The organism is Pseudomonas sp. GW822-FHT04H02, assembly GCF_058800645.1.
On sequence record NZ_JBXAMM010000003.1, the window covers coordinates 635,624 to 661,210 of the forward strand.

A 25,587-nucleotide genomic window follows, 5' to 3' on the forward strand; every position below is an offset into this window, starting at 1 on the left:
CAAAGGTCGCCATTCTAGCGATTGCGCGACAAAACTGCAGTATTCATTGCATCCAGCGCCCCGGGCAGATCACCAAGGGCCGCTCCGGCCCGGCTTAGCGGCCGCTACTCCAGGCGCCGTAATGGCACTTGTAAATAGTGCTTAACTAGTTTGTGAATAACCGGCCCGAATGCATCAACCTATTAAATAGCGAAATGTCTTTTACGCCTAAACACACTAAGAGAGACGAATAAAACAGCGGTATTATGTTTACTTGCTCAAACTCCCTGACTATTATTGCGACACTGTCACCCAGCCACTCAGCGCTCAATAAGGTAGTCCTCATGTCCCTGATCAACGAATACCGTGCCACTGAAGAAGCCATCAAAGAACTGCAAGCGCGTTTGAAGAACCTGTCCCAAGACGACAAACTGAAAGCCGAACTCGAGTTCGAAGGCAAACTGCGCAGCCTGATGGGCGAGTACTCCAAATCCCTGCGCGACATCATCGCCCTGCTGGATCCGGACTCGAAAGTTAAAGCACCTCGCGCCGCGGTTAAAACCACCGGCACCAAGCGCGCCCGTAAAGTTAAACAGTACAAGAACCCGCACAACGGCGAAGTCATCGAAACCAAAGGTGGCAACCACAAGACTCTGAAAGAGTGGAAAGCCAAGTGGGGCGGCGACGTGGTAGAAGGTTGGGCCACCCTGCTGGGCTAAGCCTCTCCGTTGAGCGCCCGGGCTTTGCAGCCCTACAGAGAAAACGCCAGCATGCTGGCGTTTTTTTATGCCCTGGCAACCCGCTCAAGGAGCGGGGCAGCGGCTCAAAGAGCCAGGCGCCGAGTCAGGGCCTGTACATAGTCCTGCCATTGATCCAGAACCTGACGCTGCACCGGGTCCGCACTTAACAGCGATTGCTCAAGCCCTTGCCGGAAACTTTCCAGGGTATTGGGTGCACCGAGTTGCGGATCTAGCAAACGCTGCTGACAAAAAACCAGCCAACGTTCTTGCTCGGCTTTGTTCAATGTTTCTGGAAAGTTGCGGGCACGGTAGCGAAAGAGTAATTCCGGCAAGCGCTCATCATCGAATGGCCATTGTTGCTGGGCCAAGTGCAACGGGTCAGCCTCACGTACTTGCTCACACAAACGCCGGTCACGGTCACCAATAAAACCGTCGTACAACTGTTGCTCCGGGTCATCGCTTGCGGCAAATTCATCCGGCCCATAAATCACCGAAAGTTTATCCCGCCAAACTTCTTGAGCTTCGCTCAAGGCCACAGCCCGACGCTGATATAGCTCCATGTCCAAGTGCAGCCGCTGTTGATCTTCACTGCGCAGAACACTCAATGGCGCCACGACCGGGCAGCGATTGATATGGATGAGTTTCAACGGCACCGGCAACTCGCCTTCGAGCAGATCTTCCCGGCGCGTGTACAAACGCTGGCGCAGGGTTTCGGCGTCCAACTCCAACAGCCCCTGAGGGTCCAGGTGCAGGTCGCAGACAATCAAGGCATTGCGATTGCGTGGATGCCAGGCCAGGGGCAGGACCACGCCGATGTAGTGGCGCGCCGCAGAAAAGCGCCCGGAGATGTGCACCATGGGTTGCAACAGGCGGACCTGATCCATCACCCGCTGCTTGCTGCGCAACTGGAACAGCCAGTCATAGAGTCTGGGCTGTTTGTCGCGAACCAGTCGCGCCAGAGCGATGGTCGCCCGGACATCGGACAGCGCGTCATGGGCCTGGCCGTGATCGATGCCGTTGGCTGCGGTCAGGCGCTCCAGCTTGAGGCTTACCTGCCCCTGCTCCTCGGGCCAGACGATCCCCTGGGGGCGCAACGCATAAGCCGTGCGCACCACGTCGATCAGGTCCCAACGGCTGTTGCCGCCCTGCCACTCCCGGGCGTAGGGATCGAAGAAATTGCGGTACAGGCTATAGCGGGTCATCTCATCGTCGAAACGCAGGGTGTTGTAGCCCACGCCGCAGGTCCCGGGGCGCGCCAGTTGCTCGTGCACCCGGGTCATGAAATCCGCCTCCCCCAGGCCTTGCTCGGCCAGACGGCCAGGGGTGATGCCAGTGATCATGCAAGCCATCGGATGGGGCAGGATATCGTCGCTGGGCTGGCAGTAGAGGTTGACCGGCTCGTCGATCTCGTTGAGTGCCAGGTCGGTGCGGATACCGGCCACTTGCAACGGGCGATCACAACGCGGATTGATGCCGGTGGTTTCGTAGTCGTACCAAAAGAGGGAAGTCACGGCCTGTTCCTGAACTGAAAGACCGCCGCAGTCTAGGCGTTCAGGCGCCGTCAGGGCCAGCCGCACGAACCGGGGCGAAGGCATTGGACTTGGCGAATTCGTAGTTAATGATGTCGTTTGCCCCTCAGACACTGCTAGCATCGGCGCTGGATTTTTTACCAGACCAAGCCGATAAGTTACCCATGCTTGAGACGACAGCAACGCCAAGGAACGCATCGCTGCACCCGCCACTGGATACGCGCTACCAGGTCGAAACCCCCGAGGGCATCGACCTGCCGCTGCGGCCTGCGGGTTTGCTGGTGCGCACCCTGGCCTTCAGTCTCGACCTGGGCATCCGCGGGCTGGTGCTGGGCCTGCTGTTCATCATCCTGGGCTTTTTCGACGAAGTCGGCGTCGGCCTCGGCTCCATCCTGCTGTTCCTCATCAGTTGGTGGTACATGGTGCTGTTCGAGGTGCTGAACCAGGGGCGCTCGCCCGGCAAGCAACTGATGGGGCTGCGAGTGGTGCAGGACGACGGCACCCCGATTGGCTGGAGTGCCTCCCTGACCCGCAACCTGCTGCGCTTCGCCGACATGCTGCCTTTCGGCTATTTCCTCGGCGCCATCAGTTGCCTGCAGCACCCGACCTTCAAACGCCTCGGCGATCTGGCCGCCGGCACCCTGGTGATCTACCGCGAGCAGCCGGTCAAACGCCCCGAACTGCCGCCAGCCGTCCCCCGCACTGCGCCCTTCGCCCTGAGCCTGAATGAGCAACGGGCGATCCTCGGCTTTGCCGAGCGCCAGGGCCAGCTGTCGGCCGAACGTACCCGGGAACTGGCCGGCATCCTCGCACAACCGCTGCATGTACCCAGTGCCCAGGCCACGGCCGAACTCAATGGCATTGCCCGCGGCTTCCTGGGAACCCCATGAAACAAAGCCTTTTCGAACACCGCCACCAGGCGCAATGGCAACAGTTCGAGCAATTGCTCGAGCGTCTGGAACATGGCCGGGCCAAAGCCGAGGAATGCCAGAGCTTCGTCCAGGACTACCGGCGCCTGTGCCAGCACCTGGCCCTGGCCGAAGAACGCGGCTACAGCAGCTACCTGATCGATCCGCTGCAACAACTGGCCCTGCGCGGCCACCAGCAGCTGTACCGACAGCGCAGCGCCTTCGGGGCCAATCTGTTGAGTTTCGTGCTGGCCGGTTTCCCCCGCCTGGTGCGTCAGGAGTGGCGCCTGGTGCTGCTGGCCAGCCTGCTGTTCTTCGGCAGCCTGCTGGCCATCGGGGTGCTGGTGTACCTGTTTCCCGATCTGATCTACAGCCTGGTGAGCCCGCAGCAAGTCAGCGAGATGCAGGGCATGTACGACCCTACAGCCGGGCGCCTGGGGCGGGCCGCCGAACGGGCCTCGAGCGAAGACTGGGTGATGTTCGGCTACTACATCATGCACAACATCGGGATCGCCTTTCAGACCTTTGCCAGCGGCCTGCTGTTCGGCGTGGGCAGTGTGTTCTTCCTGTTTTTCAACGGCCTGATGATCGGCGCCATTGCCGGCCACCTGACCCAGATCGGCTTCGGCCAGACCTTCTGGCCGTTCGTGATCGGCCACGGCGCCTTTGAACTCAGCGCCATTGCCCTGTCTGGCGCCGCCGGGCTGAAGCTTGGCTGGGCCTTGATCGCGCCGGGCCGCCTGACCCGCGGCGAAGCCCTGCTGCAAGCCGCGCGCGTCAGCGTGCAACTGATCTACGGCGTCATCGGCTTCTTGCTGATCGCCGCCTTTGTCGAAGCCTACTGGTCCTCCATGACCTGGCCGGCCGCCTGGGTCAAATACAGCGTCGGCAGTGCCCTTTGGGGCCTGGTGGCGGCCTACCTGACCCTGGCCGGACGTGAATCCCATGCGCCTGAGTGATGCCAGCGTGGTGATCCGCCCCCGCAGCGCCTGGGAGGCCATGGACCTGGGCGTGCTACTGAGCCAGCGTCATCGGCGCTTGCTGATGACCAGTTGGGCCATCGTCAGCCTGCCAGTGTTCGCCCTGCTGAGCCTGCTGCTCTGGGAATCGCCGTCGCTGGCGATCCTGCTGTTCTGGTGGCTGAAGCCGGCCTTCGAACGCCTGCCGCTGTTTATTCTGTCTAAAGCCCTGTTCGGTGAAACACCCAGCCTGGGGCAAGCGCTGAAACAATGGCCTCGCCTGCTCAAGCCGCAACTGCTGGCCAGCCTGACCTGGCGTCGCTTCAGCATGAGCCGCAGCTTCACCCTGCCGGTGGTACAACTTGAAGGCCTGAGCGCCGATGCCCGGCAACAACGCCTGGCGGTGCTGCTACAGAAAAATGCCGGTGCCGCGCGCTGGCTGACCCTGATTGGCATGCACCTGGAAGGCGCCCTGTGGATTGGCCTGATGGTGCTGTTCTACCTGCTGCTGCCACAACAGGTCGAAGTGGACTGGAGCTGGCAGAGCCTGATGATCGCCGCCCAACAGGACTGGCTATGGCTGGAACACCTGACCAACGTCTTCTACGCCCTGGTCCTGGTGATCTGGGAGCCGATCTACGTGGCCTGCGGTTTCAGCCTGTACCTGAACCGACGCACCGAGCTGGAGGCCTGGGACATCGAGCTGGTATTCCGTCGCCTGCGCCAGCGCCTGACCGGTGCCAGCACGCTGCTCTTGCTCGCCGGCCTGCTGTTCCTGGCACCGACCCAAGCGCTCTGGGCCGCCGCCCCCAGCAGTTCCGCGGCCGGCCCCGAGACCCCGCGGCTGCTGCAGCAACCGCTGACCAGCAAGGCCTCCAGGGACAGCATCCAAGCCATCCTGGACAAGCCCTCCTTCAAGAACCAGGAGTCGGTCACTCGCTACCGTTTCGGTGACGAGCAAGCCCAGAAGAAGGACGCCAAGGGCAAGCCTCCAGGCTGGCTCAAGAACCTGCTGGAAAGCCTCGGCAAGGACAGTTTCGGCGGGGTCGCCAAGGGCCTGGAGATTCTGCTCTGGGGGTTGCTGCTGGCGGCTCTGGGCTGGCTGATCTGGCGCTACCGCGATTGGCTGCAGGCCTTCGTCAGCCGTCGTCCGCTGCCGCGCAAGAAACGCCCCGCGGCCATGCCCCAGCAGTTGTTCGGGCTGGAAGTCAGCAGCGAAACCCTGCCCGCCGATGTCGCCGCCCGCGCCGCTGAACTCTGGGCCAGCCAGCCCCGGGAAGCCCTGGGCCTGCTGTACCGGGCGCTGCTCAGTCGCTTGCTGGAAGACTTCCACCTGCCCCTCAGCGTGGCCGATACCGAAGGCCAGGTGCTGGAGCGCATCAAGGCGCTGCAGCAGCCACAATTGGAGGCCTTCAGCATCAGCCTGACCCGCCACTGGCAGAACATGGCGTACGGTCATCAGGTACCCGGCGCCGATCTGCAACCACAACTGTGCGGCGCCTGGCGCAGCCTGTTCGGCCCCGGAGCACAGCCATGAAGCGCTACCTGTGGGGCGGCCTGGTCCTGCTCCTGGCTCTGGTCCTCGGGGCCGGCGGCTATTACCTGTATCGCCATGCCACTCCCTATCAGGAATTGGTCGATCACGGCCCCTCCCCCGAGGCCCGGGCCAACCCCTACCTGGCGGCCGAGATGTTCCTGCGTGAACGTGGCCTCAAGGTACAACACGCCAATAGCCTGGATGTCCTGGCCAGCTTGCCCCCGGCCGGCAACAGCCTGTTGCTGCTGGGAGAGCGCTCGAACATGAGCCCGCCCCAGGTCGACCAGCTCCTGGAGTGGGCCCGCGCCGGCGGCCGCCTGCTCTTCGTCGCCGAGGCCCTGTGGGACGAGGACAGCCAGAAGAGCGGCGACCTGCTGCTGGACCAGGTGCAGATCCACCAGCAGCTCAGCCAGGACCTTGACGAGCCACCGGAGCCGGAAGCCGACGATGCCTATCCGAAGCTGACCAAGGTCTACCTGGAAGACGAACAGGCTCCGGCCTACATCAGTTTCGACACCGACTTCCACCTGGACGACCCGCAAAGCCTGGCGCAATCCTGGGCCAACAGCGGCGTGGCGACCCACATGATCCAGCTTGAATACGGCAAGGGCGCGGTCATCGTGCTCACCGATGCCGATATCTGGAAAGCCCCGGCCATCGGCCTGTACGACAACGCCTGGCTGCTGTGGTACCTCAATACCGATAGCGCTGTGACGCTGCTGTTCAATACCGATCACCCGGACCTCTGGCAGTTGCTCTGGCGCTATTTCCCCCAGGCGCTGGTAGCCCTGGCCCTGCTGCTCGGCCTGTGGCTCTGGCAGGCCGGCATGCGCCACGGGCCGTTGCTGGCTCCAGCCCCCAAGGCGCGGCGCCAACTGCGTGAACACCTGCGGGCCAGTGCCGACTTCCTGCTGCGCCATGCCGGCCAGGGTGCGTTGCTGCAGGCCCTGCAACTGGATATCCGGCGCCGTGCGCGGCGCCGCCACCCGGGCTTCGAGCAATTGCCGGCCGAGGCCCAGTGGGACGTGCTGGCCCTGCTCAGCCAACAACCTGTCGAGGCCATTCGACAGGCCCTGCACCCCTTGTCCGGACAGCGCCTTTCCAGCGTTGATTTCAGCCACCAGGTCGCCCGCCTGCAAACTCTCAGGAATGCCCTATGAGCGAACAACCGATCGAATCCCCCGAGCCTTCCGAGGCCCCACAGCCTCAGGTCCATGCTGCCCAGCAGCGCCAGCGGGCCAGCCAGCTGGCTCAGGCGGTGCGCCTGGAACTGCAGAAGGCGGTGATCGGCCAGGAAGCGGTCATCGATGATGTGCTGACCGCCCTGATCGCTGGCGGCCATGTGCTGCTCGAAGGCGTACCCGGGCTCGGCAAGACCCTGCTGGTACGAGCCCTGGCCCGCTGCTTTGGCGGCGAATTCGCGCGCATCCAGTTCACCCCCGACCTGATGCCCAGCGACGTCACCGGGCATGCGGTATACGACCTGCAGACCGAGCAGTTCAAGCTGCGCAAGGGCCCGCTGTTCACCAACCTGCTGCTGGCGGACGAGATCAACCGCGCGCCGGCCAAGACCCAGGCCGCCCTGCTGGAAGCCATGCAGGAACGTCAGGTCACCCTCGAAGGCCGAGCGCTGCCCATCGCCCAGCCGTTCATGGTCCTGGCTACCCAGAACCCCATCGAACAGGAAGGCACCTACCCGCTGCCGGAGGCCGAGCTGGATCGCTTCATGCTCAAGCTGCGCATGGACTACCCGGATGCCGAACAAGAACTGACCATGGTCCGCCAGGTGACGCGCTCGACCCGCGCCGACATGCTCGACGTACAGCCTCTGCGCACCGTACTCCAGGCCAAGGACGTACTGGCCCTGCAGCGCATCGCCAGCGAACTGCCCCTGGACGAGCAGGTGCTCGATTATGCCGTGCGCCTGGCCCGGGCCACCCGCAGTTGGCCAGGCCTGACCCTGGGCGCCGGCCCCCGCGCCTCCATTGCCCTGGTGCGCGGCGCTCGTGCCCGGGCCCTGCTGCGTGGCGGCGAATTCGTGATTCCCGATGACATCAAGGGCTGCGCCATGGCCGTGCTGCGGCATCGAGTGCGGGTCGCCCCGGAGCTGGACATCGAAGGCCTGTCGGTAGAACAGGTGCTCAAGCAGATGCTCGAACAGATTCCGGCACCGCGCCTGTGAGCCGCCCACGCCAATGAAGCCGACCCGTCTGCTGTTGATCTGGCTGGGTACTTTGACCGGCCTGTACACCCTGCTCGGCGCCGCCCGCGCCCTGGGCAGCGAGGCCCTGCCGCGCCTGGACTCGATTGCCTGGGGCCTGCTGCTGGCGTTGTTGCTGCTGGCGTTGCTGGACGCCCTGCGCCTGCTGCGCGTGGCCTCGCCGCAGATCCAGCGCCAGCTACCCGGCAGCCTGCCCCTGGGCCGCTGGAGCGAGGTGCAACTGGAGATCCTGCACGACTACCGGCAACCACTGGATGTGCAGCTGTTCGACCACCCGCCCCAGGGCCTGGGCTTCGAGCACCTGCCGCAGTCCACGCGCCTGGAGCCGGGGCAGGTCAGCCGGATCGGCTATAACGTGCGCCCACTGCAGCGCGGCCACTTCAATTTCGACCAGTGCGAAGTCAGCCTGCCCAGCCCTCTCGGATTATGGAGCGCCAGGCGCCTGCTCAAGGTGCACGACAGCACCCGGGTCTACCCGGACTTCGCCCGGCTCTACGGCGCGCAATTGCTGGCGGTGGACAACTGGCTCAGCCAACTCGGTGTGCGCCAGCGACAACGCCGCGGCCTGGGCCTGGAGTTCAACCAACTGCGTGAGTTTCGCGAAGGCGACAGCCTGCGGCAGATCGATTGGAAGGCCACGGCCCGCCAACGCGCGCCCATCGTCCGGGAGTACCAGGACGAACGCGACCAGCAGATCATCTTCATGCTCGACTGCGGGCGCCGCATGCGCAGCCAGGATGGCGAGCTGGCGCACTTCGACCACGCCCTCAATGCCTGCCTGCTGCTGAGCTATGTCGCCCTGCGCCAGGGCGATGCGGTGGGCCTGTACAGCTTTGCCGGGGAACGCTCGCGCTACCTTGCACCGGTCAAGGGCTCGGCCCAGTTGAGCGTGCTGCTCAATGGCGTCTACGACCTGGACACCAGCCAGCGCCCCGCCGATTACCAGGCCGCCGCCAGCGAGCTGTTGGCGCGGCAGAAACGCCGGGCACTGGTGGTGCTGATTACCAACCTGCGGGACGAGGATGACCAGGAACTGCTGACGGCGGTCAAGCGCATCGGCCGCCAGCATCGGGTGCTGGTGGCCAGCCTGCGCGAAGAGGTGCTCGACCAGTTGCGCCAGAGCCCGGTGCAAACCCTGCCCGAAGCCCTGGCCTACAGCGCGACGGTGAACTACTTGAACAGCCGCGCCGAGCTGCACGAACGCCTGAGCGCCCACGGCGTCGCCCTGCTCGACGCCCGCCCGGGAGAACTGGGGGCCGAACTGGTCAGCCGCTATCTGAGCTGGAAGAAAGCCGGCAGCCTGTAGCTGCTGCCGAGCGCCTCAGGCCGAGGTCTGCAACGGGTGAAAGCTGAAGTAATGACGCAACGCCTGCTCCAGCTCGACAAACTCCGCACCGGCCCGCAACAGGCTGAAACCGCTGTCGTAGTGGTGCGGCGTCAGGTCCTCATGGCACCAGAGGCAGCAGGCGCTGAAGTCGATGAACTGCACCTGGCCGTCACCGCCGGGGACTTTCACCCGCAAGTCGAATTCGGCACCGATCAGCATCGGCAACTGGCTGATCAGCATCAGCCCGTCGGCCGACAGGTTGCCAAGGAAACCCACCGGCTTGTCGGTGAAACGATTGAATACTTTTAAAAAGGACGGCAGTTGGTGCCGCTCGATCCGAGGTTCCATGAACATGCTGGGTATCGCTATGAAAGGTCATTAAGCATGACCGCACTAGTGCTTCGGAACAGGCCCTGATATCGGCCCGCCCTCCCGGATTCGATGCGCGAGGAAGACTGCCAGAAGGATTCCAACGCCACTGCCACCAGCCGGGCCGGGGCAGTTTTCGAACAGCCTGTGCAGATGTTAGCTCAAGCACGAGGGGCAATTACACCGCCCCCTAGTGAATCTCTTTTACAACGCCGTGCGACGAACTTGAGCGGCGCCATTTGCCGGGTAGTGCCCCAACTGTTGCAGGGTATCCAGGCGAGCCCGGGCGCGAAACGCGTACTCGCTGGTGGGGTACTGGGTAATGATGAACTGGTAGGTCTGCGCGGCATCGACGAACAACTTCTGGCGCTCCAGGCATTGCCCGCGCAGCATCGACACTTCCGGCTGGATGTAGCGACGGGCACGGCTGTCACGGTCGACCTGGCTCAACTCGAGCATCACGCTCTCGCAGTTGCCGCGGTCATAAGCGCGGTAGGCGTTATTCAAATGATGGTCCATGGACCAGCGGGTACAGCCGACAACACTGACGGCCAGGGCAGCAATGAGTACGAATCGCATGGGGTATCTCCTGTCTTGTGCAGTGTATCGACTCATCGGCAAAAATCTTCAAGGTTGTTGCGGTAAACAAACAAAGCAATAAGTAGTGCAAACGAACAATGACTACAACTTCGGAGCATAGTAGCCTCTCGTTGCGCTTGAACTCAGGAGTCCGTGCATGTCCGTTCGTCGTACCAAAATCGTTGCCACCCTTGGCCCGGCCAGTAACTCGCCGGAAGTTCTCGAACAGCTGATTCTCGCGGGCCTGGATGTTGCCCGTCTGAACTTCTCCCACGGCACTCCGGACGAGCACAAGGCTCGCGCCAAACTGGTCCGCGACCTGGCAGCCAAGCACGGCCGCTTCGTGGCCATCCTCGGCGACCTGCAGGGCCCGAAGATCCGCATCGCCAAATTCGCCAACAAGCGCATCGAGCTGAAGATCGGTGACAAGTTCACCTTCTCCACCAGCCATCCGCTGACCGAAGGCACCCAGGATATCGTCGGCATCGACTACCCGGATCTGGTCAAGGACTGCGGCGTGGGTGACGAGCTGCTGCTGGACGACGGCCGCGTGGTGATGCGTGTGGAAACCGCCACCGCCACCGAATTGCATTGCGTGGTGACCATCGGCGGCCCGCTGTCCGACCACAAGGGCATCAACCGTCGTGGTGGTGGCCTGACCGCCCCGGCCCTGACCGAGAAAGACAAGGCCGACATCAAGCTCGCGGCCGAGATGGAAGTCGATTACCTGGCCGTGTCCTTCCCACGGGACGCCGCCGACATGGAATACGCGCGCAAGCTGCGTGACGAAGCCGGTGGTACTGCCTGGCTGGTAGCGAAGATCGAACGCGCCGAAGCGGTGGCCGACGACGAAACCCTCGACGGCCTGATCAAGGCCAGCGACGCGGTCATGGTTGCCCGTGGCGACCTGGGCGTGGAAATCGGCGACGCCGAGCTGGTGGGCATCCAGAAGAAAATCATTCTGCACGCCCGTCGCCACAACAAGGCGGTGATCGTTGCGACCCAGATGATGGAGTCGATGATCCAGAACCCGATGCCGACCCGCGCCGAAGTGTCCGACGTGGCCAACGCCGTGCTCGACTACACCGATGCGGTGATGCTCTCGGCGGAAAGCGCCGCCGGTGCCTACCCGCTGGAAGCGGTGCAGGCCATGGCGCGGATCTGCGTCGGTGCGGAAAAGCACCCCACCAGCAAGACCTCCAGCCACCGCATGGGCAAGGTGTTCGAAAGCTGCGACCAGAGCATCGCCCTGGCTGCCATGTACACCGCCAACCACTTCCCGGGCGTGAAGGCGATCATCGCCCTGACCGAAAGTGGCTACACCCCGCTGATCATGTCGCGCATCCGCTCCTCGGTGCCGATCTACGCCTACTCCCCGCACCGCGAAACCCAGGCTCGCGCAGCCATGTTCCGTGGCGTCTACACCATCCCGTTCGACCCGGCTTCCCTGCCGCCCGAGCAGGTCAGCCAGGCAGCGATCGATGAGCTGCTCAAGCGCGGTGTCGTAGAGAAAGGCGACTGGGTGATTCTCACCAAGGGCGACAGCTACCACACCACCGGCGGCACCAACGGCATGAAGATCCTGCACGTGGGCGACCCGATGGTCTGAGTCTTCGCCTTGCTGAACAAAAAGCCCCGGTGTCGAAAACACCGGGGCTTTTTCATGCCCGCGTGAAACCGCTGTCCACGGCCTCAGCCCTTGCTGAGAAACCCGGACAACGCGGCGATGGCTTCCGGGGACTGCAGGCGCCGGGTGAATTCCACGCCCTCTTGCTCAATGACCTGGCGCAGTTGTTCGCGGTCCGGCGCCTTCATCAGGCGCTTGCTCACCTGCACCGCTTCGGGCGCCAACTGGCTGAAACGCAAGGCCGCCTCCCGGGCCTTGGCCAAGGTGGCCACACCATCCCCCAGGGCGGCGCTGGCAATCCCCCAGGCGGCGGCCTGTTCGCCACTGAAGCCTTCGCCCAGCAACAGCAACTCCGCCGCCTTGGCCTGCCCCAGCAAGCGCGGCAGGATTAGGCTCGAACCAAATTCCGGGCACAGCCCCAGGTTGACGAACGGCATGCGCAGCCGTGCATCGCGACTGACATAGACCAGATCGCAATGCAGCAGCATCGTGGTGCCGATACCTACTGCCGCGCCGGCCACTGCGGCCACCACCGGCTTGCGACATTGCACAAGGCTGCGCATGAAGCGAAACACCGGGCTGTCGAGGTCCCGGGGCGGTTGCTGGAGGAAGTCGGCGATGTCATTGCCGGCGGTAAAGCATTCGCTGCTGCCGCAGATCAGCACGGCGTTGATCTCGGGATCGCCATCGGCCTCGCTCAGGGCGTCGGCCAGGCGAGCGTACATGGCGCGGGTCAAGGCGTTTTTCTTGTCGGGACGGTTCAGGCGCAGGGTCAGCAGCCCGCCCTCACGTTGCAACTCGATGGCATCGGTCATGGGGATCTCGCTCTGGAAGAATCAGCGCTCAACCACGGGGCAGGAACACATCGGCCAGCAGTTGATTGCGCGGCAGCCCCGCCAGGTACAGGCGCCGGGCGAAGGCTTCGACACTGTCAGGGTGACCGCAGAGTAAGGCCTGGGTTTGCCGGGAAACAAGCCGCAGTTGCGCCAAAGCGGCTGTCAGCTCGGCCCCGGTCCACAGCTCGACGGACAGCTGGGCCCGGTTCGCCGCCAGGGCCGCCAGGGGTTTGGCCAGGTAATGCTCACTGCTGTCATGGGCCAGGTGAATGATACGGATAGGGCCCTGGTGATCCTGGCGCAAGGCCTCGCGCAGTATGCCGAACAGCGGCGCCAGGCCGGTTCCCGCGGCCAGTAGCCAGAGTGGGCGCTGCTGCCAGTCCGGATCGTAGTGCAAGGCGCCGCCCCGCAACTCCCCCAGGCGCATCGGATCGCCCAATTGCAACTGGCGCGCCGCATCGCTGAACTGGCCCGGATGCCGGCAGTCCAGATGGAACTCCAGAAAGCGGTCGTCTTCCGGCAGGCTGGCCAGGGAATAAGGCCGGGCGATCTGGCCGGCGGCCCACAGCACCAGATGCTGGCCGGCGCGGTAACGCAAGGGCCGCTGCGGCTGCAGGCGCAAGCGCAGGACCGAGCTCGACAACCAGTCCAGGCCGCTCACCGTCGCAGGCAGGCCATCACGCACAGGGTCGAAGGTCTCGACGTGCAGGTCCTCCACCACCTGGCACTGGCAAGCCAGGCGCCAGCCGAGCCGACGCTGTTCGTCGCTCAAGGCATCTGGCCGGCTATCGCTGGGCAAGCCCTGGACACAATGCACCAGGCAGGCATGGCAACTACCGGCGCGACAACTGTAGGGCACCGTCACGCCAGCCTGATTCAGGGCATCCAGCAAGTTGCTTCCAGGCGCCACCGGCCAGCACCGGCTGCCAACGGTCAATTCAGGCATCGAGGTTTTCCCAGGCCGCAGAGCAACGATTGCGACCGTCGCGCTTGGCCCGATACAGCGCCTGATCGGCGCGTTGCAGGGCATGGTCCAGATCGTCGCCGGCCCGCAGCAGGGTCATCCCCGCCGACAGGCTCAGGTCTCGTACGTTAAGGCCCACCAGTTGCACTTCGGTGAACGCCAGGCGCAAACGCTCGCAGCAGGAGGTCAGGCGCTCGGCGTCACACTCGGGCAGCAGTACCACGAATTCCTCGCCACCGTAACGGGCCAATACGTCGCCATCGCGCAGGCAAGCCGTGGCCACCGCGGCGAAGGCCTGCAGTACCTGGTCGCCGGCAGCATGGCCGTGGAGATCGTTGATGCGCTTGAAATGGTCCAGGTCGATCAGCGCCAGCCCATGCACCTGCTCCTGATCCATGGCTTGCAGCTCGCGGCTGGCAATGCGCAGGAAATGCCGGCGGTTGAACAGGCCGGTCAGTTCATCGGTGGCTACCAGGTCCTCCAGCTGTCGCATCATGCCTCGCAGCGTGTCCTGATGGGCCTGCAAGGCAAAGCGCCGCTGGCGCATGCGTGAGCGCGAAGCCTGGACATAGGCGGCATACAGGCACATCCACACCAGCATCACCAGCAGCACGCAGACCTGCAGCGCGGCCAGTTGCGGATCACCGAGGAGCAGGCGATAGCCGTCCCACAGGTTGACCCCGGCAAAGCAGAAGAAGATCAGCGCCGCGCTGCGCAGATAGGCCCGGCGGGAGAGGTGAAACAGGCCGAACAGCAACGGCAGCAGGTAGAACACCAGGAACACCCCGCGGGCCTGATCCAGATGGGCCATCAGCCAGGTCTGCCAGACGATGCCCAGCACCACCTGGACTTCGGTCAGGCTGGGGTCGGCGAACTGCAGGTTGCGTCCGCTGACGAACACCCAGCACAGCAGCCCCTGGCTGGCCAGCACCAGGCCAGTGCCCAGCAGCGCGCTGCCGCTCGAAGCACGGGAATGCCCCGTGACGACGGCCAGCCAGAACAGCAGCAGGATCAGTGCGTAAGTGCCCGCGGCAATGGCGAAGCGCTTGAATAACAGGCTCTGGATGGCTTTATGGGTCAATCGTTGACTCACCGTGAGAAAGGAGGCTTAAAGAGTTTCCTACCCTGCAGGCCACTTGCCACTTTAGTGCTGAGCCCGGCAAATGACTATTCAAATTTAAAACCCCGTCACCAGGTTTCAGCGCCGACTCAGGCAAGAACAGTGCCCATCCGATGGGCGACTTTGGTTGGCCCGGCCGGCGGGTGTACCCAACCCCCAGGCGAGGTATACTGCCGCGCCTTTTTAGCGTCGCGCCAGTTGTCTGTCCGGCGTGCCTTAGAAGGTGCCTGCATCCGACCGATGCACCCAAGTGCAGGCACCTTATTAAATGTTCCCGTCTTTTAGAGGAGCGCGACTCATGACCGTGATCAAGCAAGACGACCTGATTCAGAGCGTTGCCGACGCCCTGCAGTTCATTTCCTACTACCACCCCGTGGACTTCATCCAGGCGATGCACGAGGCCTACCTGCGGGAAGAATCGCCGGCTGCCCGTGATTCCATAGCGCAGATCCTGATCAACTCGCGCATGTGCGCCACCGGCCACCGGCCGATCTGCCAGGACACCGGCATCGTCACGGTATTCGTGCGCGTGGGCATGGACGTGCGCTGGGACGGCGCCACCATGAGCCTGGACGACATGATCAACGAGGGCGTGCGTCGCGCCTACAACCTGCCGGAAAACGTCCTGCGCGCCTCCATCCTGGCCGACCCGGCAGGTAGCAGGAAAAACACCAAGGACAACACCCCCGCGGTGATCCACTACTCCATCGTCCCGGGCAACACCGTGGAAGTGGACGTGGCGGCCAAGGGCGGCGGCTCCGAGAACAAATCGAAGATGGCCATGCTCAACCCGTCCGACTCGATCGTCGACTGGGTACTCAAGACCGTTCCGACCATGGGCGCCGGCTGGTGCCCACCGGGCATGCTGGGCATCGGTATCGGCGGCACCGCCGAGAAAGCGGCAGTGATGGCCAAGGAAGTGTTGATGGAATCCATCGACATCCACGAGCTCAAGGCCCGTGGCCCGCAGAACCGCATCGAAGAGATCCGCCTGGAGCTGTTCGAGAAGGTCAACCAGCTGGGCATCGGCGCCCAGGGCCTCGGTGGCCTGACCACCGTGCTCGACGTGAAGATCATGGACTACCCGACCCACGCCGCTTCCCTGCCGGTGTGCATGATCCCCAACTGCGCCGCCACCCGTCACGCGCACTTCGTACTGGATGGCTCCGGCCCGGCGAGCCTGGAAGCGCCACCGCTGGACGCCTACCCGGAAATCGTCTGGGAAGCCGGCCCGTCGGCCCGTCGGGTCAACCTCGACACCCTGACCCCGGAAGAAGTGCAAAGCTGGAAGCCGGGCGAAACCGTACTGCTCAACGGCAAGATGCTCACCGGCCGCGACGCTGCGCACAAACGCATGGTCGAGATGCTGAACAAGGGCGAAACCCTGCCGGTGGACCTCAAGGGTCGCTTCATCTACTACGTCGGTCCGGTCGATCCGGTCGGTGACGAAGTGGTCGGCCCGGCTGGCCCGACCACCGCCACGCGGATGGACAAGTTCACCCGCCAGATCCTCGAGCAGACCGGCCTGCTGGGCATGATCGGCAAGTCCGAGCGCGGCCCGACCGCGATCGAAGCGATCAAGGACAACAAGGCCGTGTACCTGATGGCCGTCGGCGGCGCTGCCTACCTGGTAGCCCAGGCGATCAAGAAGTCCAAGGTCCTGGCCTTTGCCGAACTGGGCATGGAAGCGATCTACGAGTTCGAGGTCAAGGACATGCCGGTGACCGTCGCCGTCGACAGCAAGGGCGAGTCGGTGCACATCACAGGTCCCGCCATCTGGCAGAAGAAGATCAGTGACAGCCTGGCGGTAGAAGTGCAGTAAGCCCTTCCTCCGTTCGGCCCAGGCGGCGGTGCTGTTCATTGAATGGCCCGCCGCTTTTTTTATGCACCGCCCTTTCCCGACACTGTCCGCGATCAACGTTAGCCCCGGCGCTCATGCTATCGTTCCCGCCCCCATTGCAGCCTGCCCCGACTCATGGCCCAGATCTCTCGCCCCCTCCGCTTGACGTTCTATATCCTGGTGATTCTTGCTGGCACCGTGCTCAGCGCCGGCCTGGCCATGCGCCATGCAGAACGGCAGACGCTGGTGGAGGAAGCCGCCCGTGCCAATGAGCAGTTGGGGCTGTATGCCAACTCGCTGCATACCCTGATCGAACGCTATCGCGCCCTGCCGGCGGTCCTGGCCCTGGACCCGGAACTGCGCGCGGCGCTGCAGGGGCCTGTGGCCACCGAAACCCAGGATGCATTGAACCGCAAGCTGGAAAAGATCAATGGCGCGGCCCGCTCCTCGACCCTGGAGCTGCTGAACCATGAGGGCCTGGCCGTGGCCGCCAGCAACTGGCGCCTGCCCAGCAGCTACGTGGGCCACAACTACGGCTTTCGCCCCTACTTCAAGCAGACCCGCAGCCAGGGCAGCGGGCGCTTCTATGCGGTGGGCGTGACCAGCGGCATCCCGGGGTATTTTCTGGCCAGCGCAGTCAAGGCCGACAACCAGGACTTCCTCGGGGCCATGGTGGTGAAGCTGGAATTCCCCGAGCTGGAACATGAATGGAGCCAGGGCAACGACACCCTGCTGGTCAGCGATGCCCGGGGCATCGTGTTCATCGCCAACCAGCCCGGCTGGCGCTACCGGCACTTGCAGCCGCTGTCGAGCAACGACCTGGAAGAAATCAAGCTCACCCGCCAGTACGACAAACAGCCCCTGACCCCGCTGCAGCACCAGACGCTGCAACGCTTTGACGACAACAGCAGCCTGGCCCGGGTCGAAGGCCCCGAGGGCCGCGCCAGCTACCTCTGGGAGTCCCTGCCGTTGGCCGCCGAAGGCTGGACCCTGCACCTGCTGCGCAAACCGCCGAATGCCTTCGAGGAAACCCGCAATGCCGGGCTTGCCGCCGCCGGTGCCTGGCTGACCCTGGTGTTCCTGCTGCTGTTCCTCAACCAGCGCTGGCGTCTGGGGAAAGTCCGCCAGCGCAATCGCCAGGAGCTGGAACAACTGGTGGAGGAACGTACCCGCGATCTGCGCACCGCCCAGGAAGGCCTGGTGCAATCGGCCAAGCTCGCGGCCCTGGGGCAGATGTCCGCCGCCCTGGCCCACGAAATCAACCAGCCCCTGACCACCCAGCGCATGCAGCTGGCAACCCTCAGGCTGTTGCTGGATCACGGCCGGGTGGACGAAGCCTACAAAGCCCTGCGCCCACTGGACGACATGCTGACCCGCATGGCCGCCCTCACCAGCCATCTCAAGACCTTCGCCCGCAAGAGCCCCAGTGGCCTGCGAGAACGCCTGGACCTGACCGCTGTGGTGGACCAGTCGCTGCATTTGCTGGAAGCCCGGCTGCGTGCCGAAGACGTCGAAGTGGTACTGCAACTGACCCGCCCGGCCTGGGTCCGGGGCGACGCCATCCGCCTGGAACAGGTGCTGATCAACCTGCTGCGCAATGCCCTGGACGCCATGCAGGACAAACCGCACAAGCGCCTGGAGATCAGTCTCGAAGCCGAAGACCAGCTCTGGCAACTGCGGGTGGCCGACAACGGCGGCGGCATTGCCGAGGAACACTTGCTGAGCGTCTTCGATCCATTCTTCACCACCAAACCGGTGGGTGATGGCCTGGGGCTGGGGCTGGCGGTGTCCTATGCCATAGTCCACGAGCTGGGTGGCCGCCTGAGCGTGGCCAACCAGGAGCAAGGGGCGGTATTCACCCTGAGCCTGCCCATCGACCTGGAGGCCCATATCCAATGCTAAACTCAGTGATCGTGGTGGACGACGAAGCCAGCATACGTACCGCCGTCGAGCAGTGGCTGAGCCTGTCGGGCTTCGAGGTCCAGCTGTTCAGCCGGGCCGAGGACTGTCTGGCGCAACTGCCGAAGAACTTTCCCGGGGTGATCCTCAGCGATGTGCGCATGCCCGGCATCAGTGGCTTGGAACTGCTGGCCCAGGTCCAGCGCCTGGACCCGGACCTGCCGATCATCCTGCTCACAGGCCACGGCGATGTCCCCATGGCGGTGGAAGCCATGCGCGACGGGGCCTACGACTTCCTGGAAAAACCCTTCAGCCCCGACACCCTGCTCAGCAGCCTGCGCCGGGCCCTGGACAAGCGCCGCCTGGTCCTGGAAAACCGCCGCCTGCACCAACAGGCCGACAGCCGGGCCAAGCTCGACGCCACCTTGCTGGGGGTCTCCAGGGCCTTGCAGACCTTGCGCCGCCAGGTACTGGAACTGGCAGCCCTGCCGGTCAACGTGCTGATCCGCGGCGAGACCGGCAGCGGCAAAGAACTGATTGCCCGCTGCCTGCACGACTTCGGCCCGCGGGCCGGCAAGCCCTTCGTCGCCCTGAACTGCGCGGCGATCCCCGAGCAGTTGTTCGAGGCCGAGCTGTTCGGCCATGAAAGCGGCGCCTTCACCGGCGCCCAGGGCAAACGCGTCGGCAAGCTGGAATACGCCGACGGCGGCACGCTGTTTCTCGACGAGATCGAAAGCATGCCCCTGGCCCAGCAGGTCAAGCTGCTGCGGGTGTTGCAGGAGCAGAAGCTGGAACGCCTGGGTTCCAACCAGAGCATCAAGGTCGACCTGCGGATCATCGCCGCCACCAAGCCCGACCTGCTGGACGAGGCCCGTGCCGGGCGTTTCCGTGAAGACCTGGCCTACCGCCTGACCGTGGCTGAACTGCGCCTGCCACCCTTGCGCGAGCGCCGCGAGGACATCCCCCTGCTCTACGAGCACTTTGCCCAGAATGCCGGGGAACGCCTGGGGCGCAGCGTCGCGCCCTTGAACGGCGCGCAACTGAGCCGCCTGCTCAGCCACGACTGGCCGGGCAACGTGCGCGAGCTGGCCAACGCCGCCGAGCGCCAGGTGCTGGGCCTGGGCGAGCCGGAACCCGACGCCATCGAACCCGGCCAGTCCCTGGCGGCGCAGCAGGAAGCCTTCGAGGCCCAATGCCTGCGCGCGGCCCTGAGCCGGCACAAGGGTGATATCAAGGCGGTGCTCAACGAGCTGCAACTGCCCCGCCGGACTCTTAACGAAAAGATGCAGCGCCATGGACTGACCAGGGAACAGTTCCTCAAGGAGGAGTAACCCCTATAGGACCCGGCTTGCCGGAGAATCAGCCTCAAGCCCGGCACCGCCCCCATCGACGCCTTCGCCCACATGCCCAGGGGCACGGCCGCTTTCGGCAATTTCCCGCTTACCCGCAAGGTGCCGATAGGCGGATTTCCGCTCATTACTCCCGCCTCCCCCCCTCTAGCCCGGGCTTCTCGCCCTTGGCACAGGTCCTGCTATAGCCCCAGCAGGCTGCGCTCGCGCGCACTCCACAAAAACAATGAATAGAAGGGTCCTTCATGGATATCTCTAATACCCTGCCTGCCGGGTCGGCGGCTGCGCCCGCCACAGAAAAGACCACCGCCAGCCGCCTGAAGTCGATCTTCAGCGGTTCCGTGGGCAACATGGTCGAGTGGTACGACTGGTACGTCTACGCCGCCTTCTCGCTGTACTTCGCCAAAGTCTTCTTCCCCAAGGGCGACACCACTGCCCAACTGCTGAACACCGCCGCGATCTTCGCCGTGGGCTTCCTGATGCGCCCGATCGGTGGCTGGCTGATGGGGCTGTATGCCGACCGCAAAGGGCGTAAGGCCGCCTTGATGGCCTCGGTGCTGCTGATGTGCTTCGGCTCGCTGATCATCGCTCTGACCCCGGGTTACGAAACCATCGGCGTCGGCGCTCCCATCCTGCTGGTGCTGGCGCGCCTGATGCAGGGCCTGTCGGTAGGCGGTGAATACGGTACCTCGGCCACCTACCTCAGCGAGATGGCGACCAAGGAACGTCGTGGCTTCTTCTCCAGCTTCCAGTACGTGACCCTGATCTCCGGCCAGCTCATCGCCCTAGCGGTGCTGATCGTGCTGCAGAACATTCTGACCACCGAGGAACTGCAGTCCTGGGGCTGGCGGATTCCGTTCGGCATCGGTGCCCTCTGCGCCGTGGTAGCCCTGTACCTGCGTCGCGGCATGGAAGAAACCGAGTCCTTCACCAAGAAGAAGGAAAAGCCCAAGGAAAGCCTGATGCGCACCCTGATGCGTCATCCCAAGGAGTTGATGACCGTGGTCGGCCTGACCATGGGCGGCACCCTGGCCTTCTATACCTACACCACCTACATGCAGAAATACCTGGTGAACACTGTCGGCATGAGCATCTCCGACTCCACCACCATTTCCGCCGCCACGCTGTTCCTGTTCATGTGCCTGCAACCGGTGATCGGTGCTCTCTCGGACAAGGTTGGCCGGCGCCCGATCCTGATTGCCTTCGGTATCCTCGGCACCCTGTTCACCGTGCCGATCCTCACCACCCTGCACACCATCCAGACCTGGTGGGGCGCGTTCTTCCTGATCATGGCGGCGCTGATCATCGTCAGCGGCTACACCTCGATCAACGCGGTGGTCAAGGCCGAGCTGTTCCCTACGGAAATCCGCGCCCTGGGCGTGGGCCTGCCGTACGCACTGACCGTGTCGATCTTCGGCGGTACCGCCGAATACATCGCCCTGTGGTTCAAGAGCATCGGCATGGAAACCGGCTATTACTGGTACGTCACCGCCTGCATCGCCTGTTCGCTGCTGGTCTACGCGACCATGAAAGACACCCGCAAGCATTCGCGGATCGAGACTGACTGAAAACAACAACGCCCGGGTGCAAGGCCCGGGCGCTTTTCGCGATCTGTGGGGAAGCTTTCGCCGGCAAGCCGGCTCCTACAGAGGCTGTACAGGTCAGGAAAGTTCGGCAGCGCCCTGGCGCCCATCGCGGTTCTGGGCCCAGGCCGCCCCCACGATCATCACCAGCAGGATTCCCGCCAATACCGCCGACGAGCCGATGGTGCCGAAATCCAGGCCGCCTTTTTCGTGGGGTTTGGTGAGGAAGTCGCCCAAGGTTGCGCCGAACGGCCGGGTCAATACGAAAGCGACCCAGAACAACAGCACCGACGAGAGCCTGGTGAAGTACTTGAGCAGCACCACCACGGCGATGGTCAAGCCGATCAACAGCGCCCCGCCGGCAAAGCCCAGCCCCGAATCGTCCGCCAGGTAGTCGCCGAGGGCGGTGCCCAGGGTGTTGGAAAACAGGATCGCCATCCAATAGAACATCTCGCCGCGAAAGGTCTGGATCTTGTTGACGTTCAGCGAGTCGCCACTCAGACGCCAGAGCGCGAAGATCGCCAGCAGAATACCGATCAGGATCAACGAGCCACTGGCATAGCCCAGGCCCAGGGTGCGGTCCATGAAATCCGACATGGTGGTGCCGGCGGTACTGGTGGAGAGGATCACGATCCAGTACAGCACCGGGTTGTAGGTCTTGGACCACAGCTGGGTGACCAGGGTCAGCAGGAACACACTGATCAGAATCATCGAGCTGATGGCATAACCCACATTCAGGGTCATCGACAGCAGGTCCCCCGCTGTTTCGCCGAGGGTGGTCGCGCAGATTTTCATGACCCAGAAGGCCAGGGTGATCTGGGGTAGCTTGTTCATTCGCAAAGGTGCTCCAAAGGTCGCATTCAAGGCGGCCTGTCTATGGACTGCAGGCCTGCGCGGAGGCTGAACGTCAAGGGGTGAAAAACAGGTAAGGCGCGGATGAAAAAATCGTTGAAATATTTTCTTACAAGCAATCTGCTCAATTAATGATCAGTTAATGCTGAATGCATAGCCTGCTAATGAATCCAAGTGGGTACTTGGCTCTTCTATGCAGTGAGGCTTGAACGCGGTATTTGGCGGCGAGGGCTGACCTCATAAGCATCGATAAAGCAGATATTTATAAGCATTAATTTGCGCTTTTATATCAACTTTACCGGAGTAGGATTCATCCCAAGCCCAACGCATTCATCTCAACGAACCCGGAGTCACCATCATGAAAAGCAAACTGATCCTCGCCCTGACCCTCTCGGTACTGGCTGCCAACACCTTCGCCGCTGATGGCTACGACCGCACCGGTTCCGCTACCTTCGCCGCCGATGGCTACGATCGCACCGGTTCCGCCACCTTCGCCGCTGATGGCTACGACCGCACCGGTTCCGCCACCTTCGCTGCCGACGGCTACGACCGCACCGGCTCCGCCACCTTCGCCGCTGATGGCTACGACCGCACCGGTTCCGCCACCTTCGCCGCTGATGGCTACGACCGCACCGGTTCCGCCAGCATCAGCTGATTGATGCACCTGACACCACAGCCCGGCCTTGGCCGGGCTTAGTCGTTTCTGGCCAGGGGAAAACACCCACAGCGTGGAACGCTCAAGGGCCAGGACGCTGGAATTGGGCGATTGCGCACTGCACTATGACGCCCTTAACCCGCCCCAAGCAGGAACCTTGAGCCATGCCCGACGATATCCACTTTTACCAACCTGCCCTGGGCCACGGCCTGCCCCACGACCCGTTCAATGCCATCGTCGGCCCGCGCCCCATCGGCTGGATCTCTTCCCAGGATCGCGAGGGGCGCCTGAACCTGGCGCCCTACAGCTTCTTCAACGCCTTCAACTACATTCCACCGATCATCGGTTTCTCCAGCGTCGGGCGCAAAGACAGCCTGAACAATATCGAGCAGACCGGCGAGTTCGCCTGGAACCTGGCCACCCGACCTCTAGCCGAGCAGATGAACCAGAGCTGCGCCGCAGTCCCGGCCGAAGTAAACGAGTTCGAACTGGCCGGCCTGACCCCCGTGGCGTCGAAAATCATCAGCGTGCCCCGGGTAGCCGAGAGCCCGGTGTCCTTCGAGTGCAAGGTCACCCAGATCATTCAATTGCAGCGGGCGGACAAGGAACTGGTGCCGAGCTGGCTGATCCTCGGCGAAGTGGTCGCCGTGCATATCGCCAAGTGGCTGCTCAAGGACGGGATCTACGACACCGCCGCGGCAGAGCCGATTCTGCGCGGCGGCGGGCCGGCGGATTACTTCCAACTGGGGCCAGAGGCTCTGTTCAGGATGCACCGCCCAGGGGCAGTCAAATAGCGCTTGGACTCAGTAGCTCTTCCAGCTCAATTCGCCGTCCTGATCGACGTCGGCCAACTGTTCGAGTTGTTGTGCGGCAGCCTGGTCGGCGTCATGCGCCGTCTTGAATTTCTGCTCATCCAGGACTTTATGAAAGCGTGGTGCGCTTGATGCGCCGAGAGCCTTGACGGCAATGGCGGCGCTGTATCCCCCCTCCCCTGGAACCACAGCGGAAACTGCTTCGTAGTGTGCAAACTCTTTGCGTGCCATGTTGCGAGTCCTGGCCAATGAAAAGTCGGCCATTCTAAACCTTCAACTGGCCAGCTTGTGCACCGGCGCCTGCTGTAGTTGCGGATATTCGCCATGGGCTTGCAGCGCCGACACGGTACTGAAGGTATGAAAATCCAGGCTGTTGACCACCAGGTCCTGCACCAGCTCGGCAAAGATCGCCATGGCCGGGGAATTGAAATAGGCCGTCATCGCCTGCTGGCTGCTCCAGAAACCGGACACCAGCCACAGGTCGGCATCGCACTGCGAATGCTGCAGGGCAAAATGCAGGCAACCACAGGCCTGGCGGGACGGTTCGATCAGGCTGCTCAAGCGCGCACCCAGCTCCTTGGAACGCCCGGCCCGGGCTCGGACAAAGGCCATGTGACTGACGGGAATATGCGTGGACATGTGCGACCCTCCCAGGGTGTTGTCGAGGCAGCCATGGGACGGGCTGCGACAGGATCAACGATACGGGGCAGGCCCTCGCGCGCGTTAGTCGATTTCTGCCGTTGATTTGCCCAATCCTGCGACAAGCCCTTTGCTCCCTCCCCGACTCCGCGCCATTGGGCAAAAGCATGACAACGGTGTTTCAAGCAAGTGAAGCTCAGGAGCATCGGCTGATCTTGCCTATCGCGCGCGCAAGCAGCAGGATCAGGCAAGTTTTACGCAGGATTCGCCTACCCGCGCTTCTTGCACAAACTTAAGCTGTGCCGACTGCAAACACTCGGAGGCTGCCCCATGCCATCACTGGAAACCCCGCCACCGCCCCTGGCCCCGGAGATGGAACGGCAGCGCGTGGAACTGGCCGCGATCATTGCACGCAACACCGCCGAGGACGGCAGCTACGCCACGGCCATCGACTCGTTGTTCGTCTCGCGCCACAGCAGCTCTCATCAATTCGGTTCGGTGCTGGCACAGCCGGCGCTGTGCATCATGGCCCAGGGCCGCAAGGAAGTACGCCTGGCCGATGAAAGCTACAACTACGACCCCTTGAATTACCTGGTGGTCTCGGTTTCCGTCCCCCTGAGCGGCAAGGTGGCGATCGTTTCACCAGAGGAGCCGATCCTGGCCCTGCGCCTGGACATCGACCCCGGGGAAATCAATGCATTGATTGCCGATGCCGGCCCCATCGGCGTACCCGCCCGGCCTACCGGGCGCGGCCTGTACGTGGAGCGCCTGGACCCGGCGATGCTCGACGCGGTGCTGCGCCTGACCCGCCTGCTGGACACCCCGAAAGACATCGCCATGCTCGCGCCGCTGGTACGCCGGGAAATTCTCTATCGCCTGCTGCGCAGCCCCCAGGGCCACCGCCTGTATGAGATCGCCACTGCCAACAGCCAGGGCCACCGGGTCAACCAGGCCATCAAGTGGCTCAACGGCAATTTCGTGCACCCGTTGCGCATCGATGATCTGGCCCGGGAGGTGAACCTGAGCGTCTCGACCCTGCACCACCGCTTCAAGGCCATGACCGCCATGAGCCCGCTGCAGTACCAGAAACAGTTGCGCCTGCAAGAAGCCCGGCGGCTGATGCTGGCCGAGGGGCTGGAGGCTTCGGTGGCGGGCTATCGGGTGGGTTATGAAAGCCCGTCGCAGTTCAGCCGCGAGTACAGCCGCTTGTTCGGCGCGCCGCCGTTGCGGGATATGGCGCGCCTGCGGGTGAGCAACTGAGGC

Annotated in this window: 24 protein-coding genes; 15 read left to right on the top strand and 9 right to left on the bottom strand. The window is 63.5% G+C overall.

Annotated elements, in window-relative coordinates; translation table 11 throughout:
• The first annotated feature begins 323 nt into the window (after positions 1-323).
• Complete coding sequence (gene mvaT, locus AC1RMG_RS15315) at positions 324-698, top strand: histone-like nucleoid-structuring protein MvaT (RefSeq protein ID WP_011063041.1); 375 nt, start codon at positions 324-326, stop codon at positions 696-698.
• Positions 699-802: 104 nt separating this feature from the next.
• Here the strand turns inward: mvaT and sbcB are convergent, their stop codons facing one another.
• Positions 803-2,230, bottom strand: coding sequence for an exodeoxyribonuclease I (sbcB, locus tag AC1RMG_RS15320; RefSeq protein WP_053153474.1), 1,428 nt, complete (start codon positions 2,228-2,230; stop codon positions 803-805).
• Between the two features lie 182 nt (positions 2,231-2,412).
• On the opposite strand from sbcB, the gene AC1RMG_RS15325 reads away from it, so the two are divergent.
• The 6 genes from AC1RMG_RS15325 to AC1RMG_RS15350 are packed head-to-tail and all read left to right on the top strand — an operon-like array spanning position 2,413 to position 9,179.
• A complete protein-coding gene (locus AC1RMG_RS15325; RefSeq protein ID WP_011063043.1) occupies positions 2,413-3,138 on the top strand; it encodes an RDD family protein in 726 nt (241 codons plus the stop codon).
• The gene (locus AC1RMG_RS15330) at positions 3,135-4,115 is read left to right on the top strand and encodes a stage II sporulation protein M (protein ID WP_011063044.1); all 981 of its coding nucleotides are present in this window, start codon (positions 3,135-3,137) and stop codon (positions 4,113-4,115) included. Before AC1RMG_RS15325 ends, AC1RMG_RS15330 begins: the two co-directional genes overlap by 4 nt.
• Positions 4,102-5,652: a DUF4129 domain-containing protein gene (locus tag AC1RMG_RS15335; RefSeq protein ID WP_493169564.1), complete on the top strand. Its 1,551-nt coding sequence runs from the start codon at positions 4,102-4,104 to the stop codon at positions 5,650-5,652. The genes AC1RMG_RS15330 and AC1RMG_RS15335 overlap by 14 nt, the downstream gene beginning before the upstream one ends.
• Entirely contained in the window at positions 5,649-6,812 is a 1,164-nt protein-coding gene (locus tag AC1RMG_RS15340; RefSeq protein ID WP_311166157.1) for a DUF4350 domain-containing protein, read from the top strand. Before AC1RMG_RS15335 ends, AC1RMG_RS15340 begins: the two co-directional genes overlap by 4 nt.
• Positions 6,809-7,834 carry an AAA family ATPase gene (locus tag AC1RMG_RS15345; RefSeq protein ID WP_041119656.1) on the top strand — a complete coding sequence of 342 codons (1,026 nt, stop codon included), beginning with the start codon at positions 6,809-6,811 and terminating at the stop codon, positions 7,832-7,834. Before AC1RMG_RS15340 ends, AC1RMG_RS15345 begins: the two co-directional genes overlap by 4 nt.
• A gap of 13 nt (positions 7,835-7,847) precedes the next feature.
• Positions 7,848-9,179 (top strand): DUF58 domain-containing protein, encoded by a 1,332-nt coding sequence (locus AC1RMG_RS15350; protein WP_011063048.1) that lies wholly within the window; start codon positions 7,848-7,850, stop codon positions 9,177-9,179.
• 15 nt (positions 9,180-9,194) lie between these two features.
• On the opposite strand, the gene AC1RMG_RS15355 is transcribed toward AC1RMG_RS15350, so the two are convergent.
• Both AC1RMG_RS15355 and AC1RMG_RS15360 read right to left on the bottom strand, forming a co-directional pair.
• Positions 9,195-9,554 carry a PilZ domain-containing protein gene (locus AC1RMG_RS15355; protein WP_011063049.1) on the bottom strand — a complete coding sequence of 120 codons (360 nt, stop codon included), beginning with the start codon at positions 9,552-9,554 and terminating at the stop codon, positions 9,195-9,197.
• Between the two features lie 219 nt (positions 9,555-9,773).
• The gene (locus AC1RMG_RS15360) at positions 9,774-10,148 is read right to left on the bottom strand and encodes a hypothetical protein (protein WP_011063050.1); all 375 of its coding nucleotides are present in this window, start codon (positions 10,146-10,148) and stop codon (positions 9,774-9,776) included.
• Positions 10,149-10,305: 157 nt separating this feature from the next.
• Here AC1RMG_RS15360 and pyk point away from each other — a divergent pair, with 157 nt between their 5' ends.
• Positions 10,306-11,757 carry a pyruvate kinase gene (pyk, locus tag AC1RMG_RS15365; protein ID WP_011063051.1) on the top strand — a complete coding sequence of 484 codons (1,452 nt, stop codon included), beginning with the start codon at positions 10,306-10,308 and terminating at the stop codon, positions 11,755-11,757.
• A gap of 83 nt (positions 11,758-11,840) precedes the next feature.
• On the opposite strand, the gene AC1RMG_RS15370 is transcribed toward pyk, so the two are convergent.
• From AC1RMG_RS15370 to AC1RMG_RS15380, 3 genes are read right to left on the bottom strand one after another with little or no spacing between them, the layout of a single operon-like run.
• On the bottom strand, positions 11,841-12,590 hold the full coding sequence (locus tag AC1RMG_RS15370) for an enoyl-CoA hydratase-related protein (RefSeq protein WP_047288807.1): 750 nt from the start codon (positions 12,588-12,590) through the stop codon (positions 11,841-11,843).
• A gap of 28 nt (positions 12,591-12,618) precedes the next feature.
• Positions 12,619-13,557, bottom strand: coding sequence for an iron-sulfur-binding ferredoxin reductase (locus AC1RMG_RS15375; RefSeq protein ID WP_011063053.1), 939 nt, complete (start codon positions 13,555-13,557; stop codon positions 12,619-12,621).
• The gene (locus AC1RMG_RS15380; protein WP_493169567.1) at positions 13,550-14,656 is read right to left on the bottom strand and encodes a GGDEF domain-containing protein; all 1,107 of its coding nucleotides are present in this window, start codon (positions 14,654-14,656) and stop codon (positions 13,550-13,552) included. The genes AC1RMG_RS15375 and AC1RMG_RS15380 overlap by 8 nt, the downstream gene beginning before the upstream one ends.
• 337 nt (positions 14,657-14,993) lie before the next feature.
• Here AC1RMG_RS15380 and AC1RMG_RS15385 point away from each other — a divergent pair, with 337 nt between their 5' ends.
• From AC1RMG_RS15385 to AC1RMG_RS15400, 4 genes are all read left to right on the top strand, one after another.
• On the top strand, positions 14,994-16,517 hold the full coding sequence (locus tag AC1RMG_RS15385) for a fumarate hydratase (RefSeq protein WP_011063055.1): 1,524 nt from the start codon (positions 14,994-14,996) through the stop codon (positions 16,515-16,517).
• Positions 16,518-16,670: 153 nt separating this feature from the next.
• Positions 16,671-18,437, top strand: coding sequence for an ATP-binding protein (locus tag AC1RMG_RS15390; protein WP_011063056.1), 1,767 nt, complete (start codon positions 16,671-16,673; stop codon positions 18,435-18,437).
• On the top strand, positions 18,431-19,765 hold the full coding sequence (locus AC1RMG_RS15395; protein ID WP_370057955.1) for a sigma-54-dependent transcriptional regulator: 1,335 nt from the start codon (positions 18,431-18,433) through the stop codon (positions 19,763-19,765). Before AC1RMG_RS15390 ends, AC1RMG_RS15395 begins: the two co-directional genes overlap by 7 nt.
• Positions 19,766-20,028: 263 nt before the next feature.
• Positions 20,029-21,351: an MFS transporter gene (locus AC1RMG_RS15400; protein WP_011063058.1), complete on the top strand. Its 1,323-nt coding sequence runs from the start codon at positions 20,029-20,031 to the stop codon at positions 21,349-21,351.
• 93 nt (positions 21,352-21,444) lie between these two features.
• On the opposite strand, the gene AC1RMG_RS15405 is transcribed toward AC1RMG_RS15400, so the two are convergent.
• Positions 21,445-22,200 carry a COG4705 family protein gene (locus AC1RMG_RS15405; protein WP_015636788.1) on the bottom strand — a complete coding sequence of 252 codons (756 nt, stop codon included), beginning with the start codon at positions 22,198-22,200 and terminating at the stop codon, positions 21,445-21,447.
• A 376-nt stretch (positions 22,201-22,576) separates the two neighbouring features.
• Here AC1RMG_RS15405 and AC1RMG_RS15410 point away from each other — a divergent pair, with 376 nt between their 5' ends.
• Both AC1RMG_RS15410 and AC1RMG_RS15415 read left to right on the top strand, forming a co-directional pair.
• On the top strand, positions 22,577-22,873 hold the full coding sequence (locus AC1RMG_RS15410) for a hypothetical protein (protein ID WP_047288821.1): 297 nt from the start codon (positions 22,577-22,579) through the stop codon (positions 22,871-22,873).
• Positions 22,874-23,037: 164 nt separating this feature from the next.
• Complete coding sequence (locus AC1RMG_RS15415) at positions 23,038-23,667, top strand: flavin reductase family protein (RefSeq protein ID WP_093408440.1); 630 nt, start codon at positions 23,038-23,040, stop codon at positions 23,665-23,667.
• Between the two features lie 9 nt (positions 23,668-23,676).
• On the opposite strand, the gene AC1RMG_RS15420 is transcribed toward AC1RMG_RS15415, so the two are convergent.
• Together AC1RMG_RS15420 and AC1RMG_RS15425 are read right to left on the bottom strand one after the other, a co-directional pair.
• Positions 23,677-23,949: a hypothetical protein gene (locus AC1RMG_RS15420; protein ID WP_041119660.1), complete on the bottom strand. Its 273-nt coding sequence runs from the start codon at positions 23,947-23,949 to the stop codon at positions 23,677-23,679.
• A 9-nt stretch (positions 23,950-23,958) separates the two neighbouring features.
• On the bottom strand, positions 23,959-24,324 hold the full coding sequence (locus AC1RMG_RS15425) for a putative quinol monooxygenase (RefSeq protein ID WP_011063063.1): 366 nt from the start codon (positions 24,322-24,324) through the stop codon (positions 23,959-23,961).
• 330 nt (positions 24,325-24,654) lie between these two features.
• Here AC1RMG_RS15425 and AC1RMG_RS15430 point away from each other — a divergent pair, with 330 nt between their 5' ends.
• Complete coding sequence (locus tag AC1RMG_RS15430) at positions 24,655-25,584, top strand: AraC family transcriptional regulator (RefSeq protein WP_015636791.1); 930 nt, start codon at positions 24,655-24,657, stop codon at positions 25,582-25,584.
• Positions 25,585-25,587 lie beyond the last annotated feature (3 nt).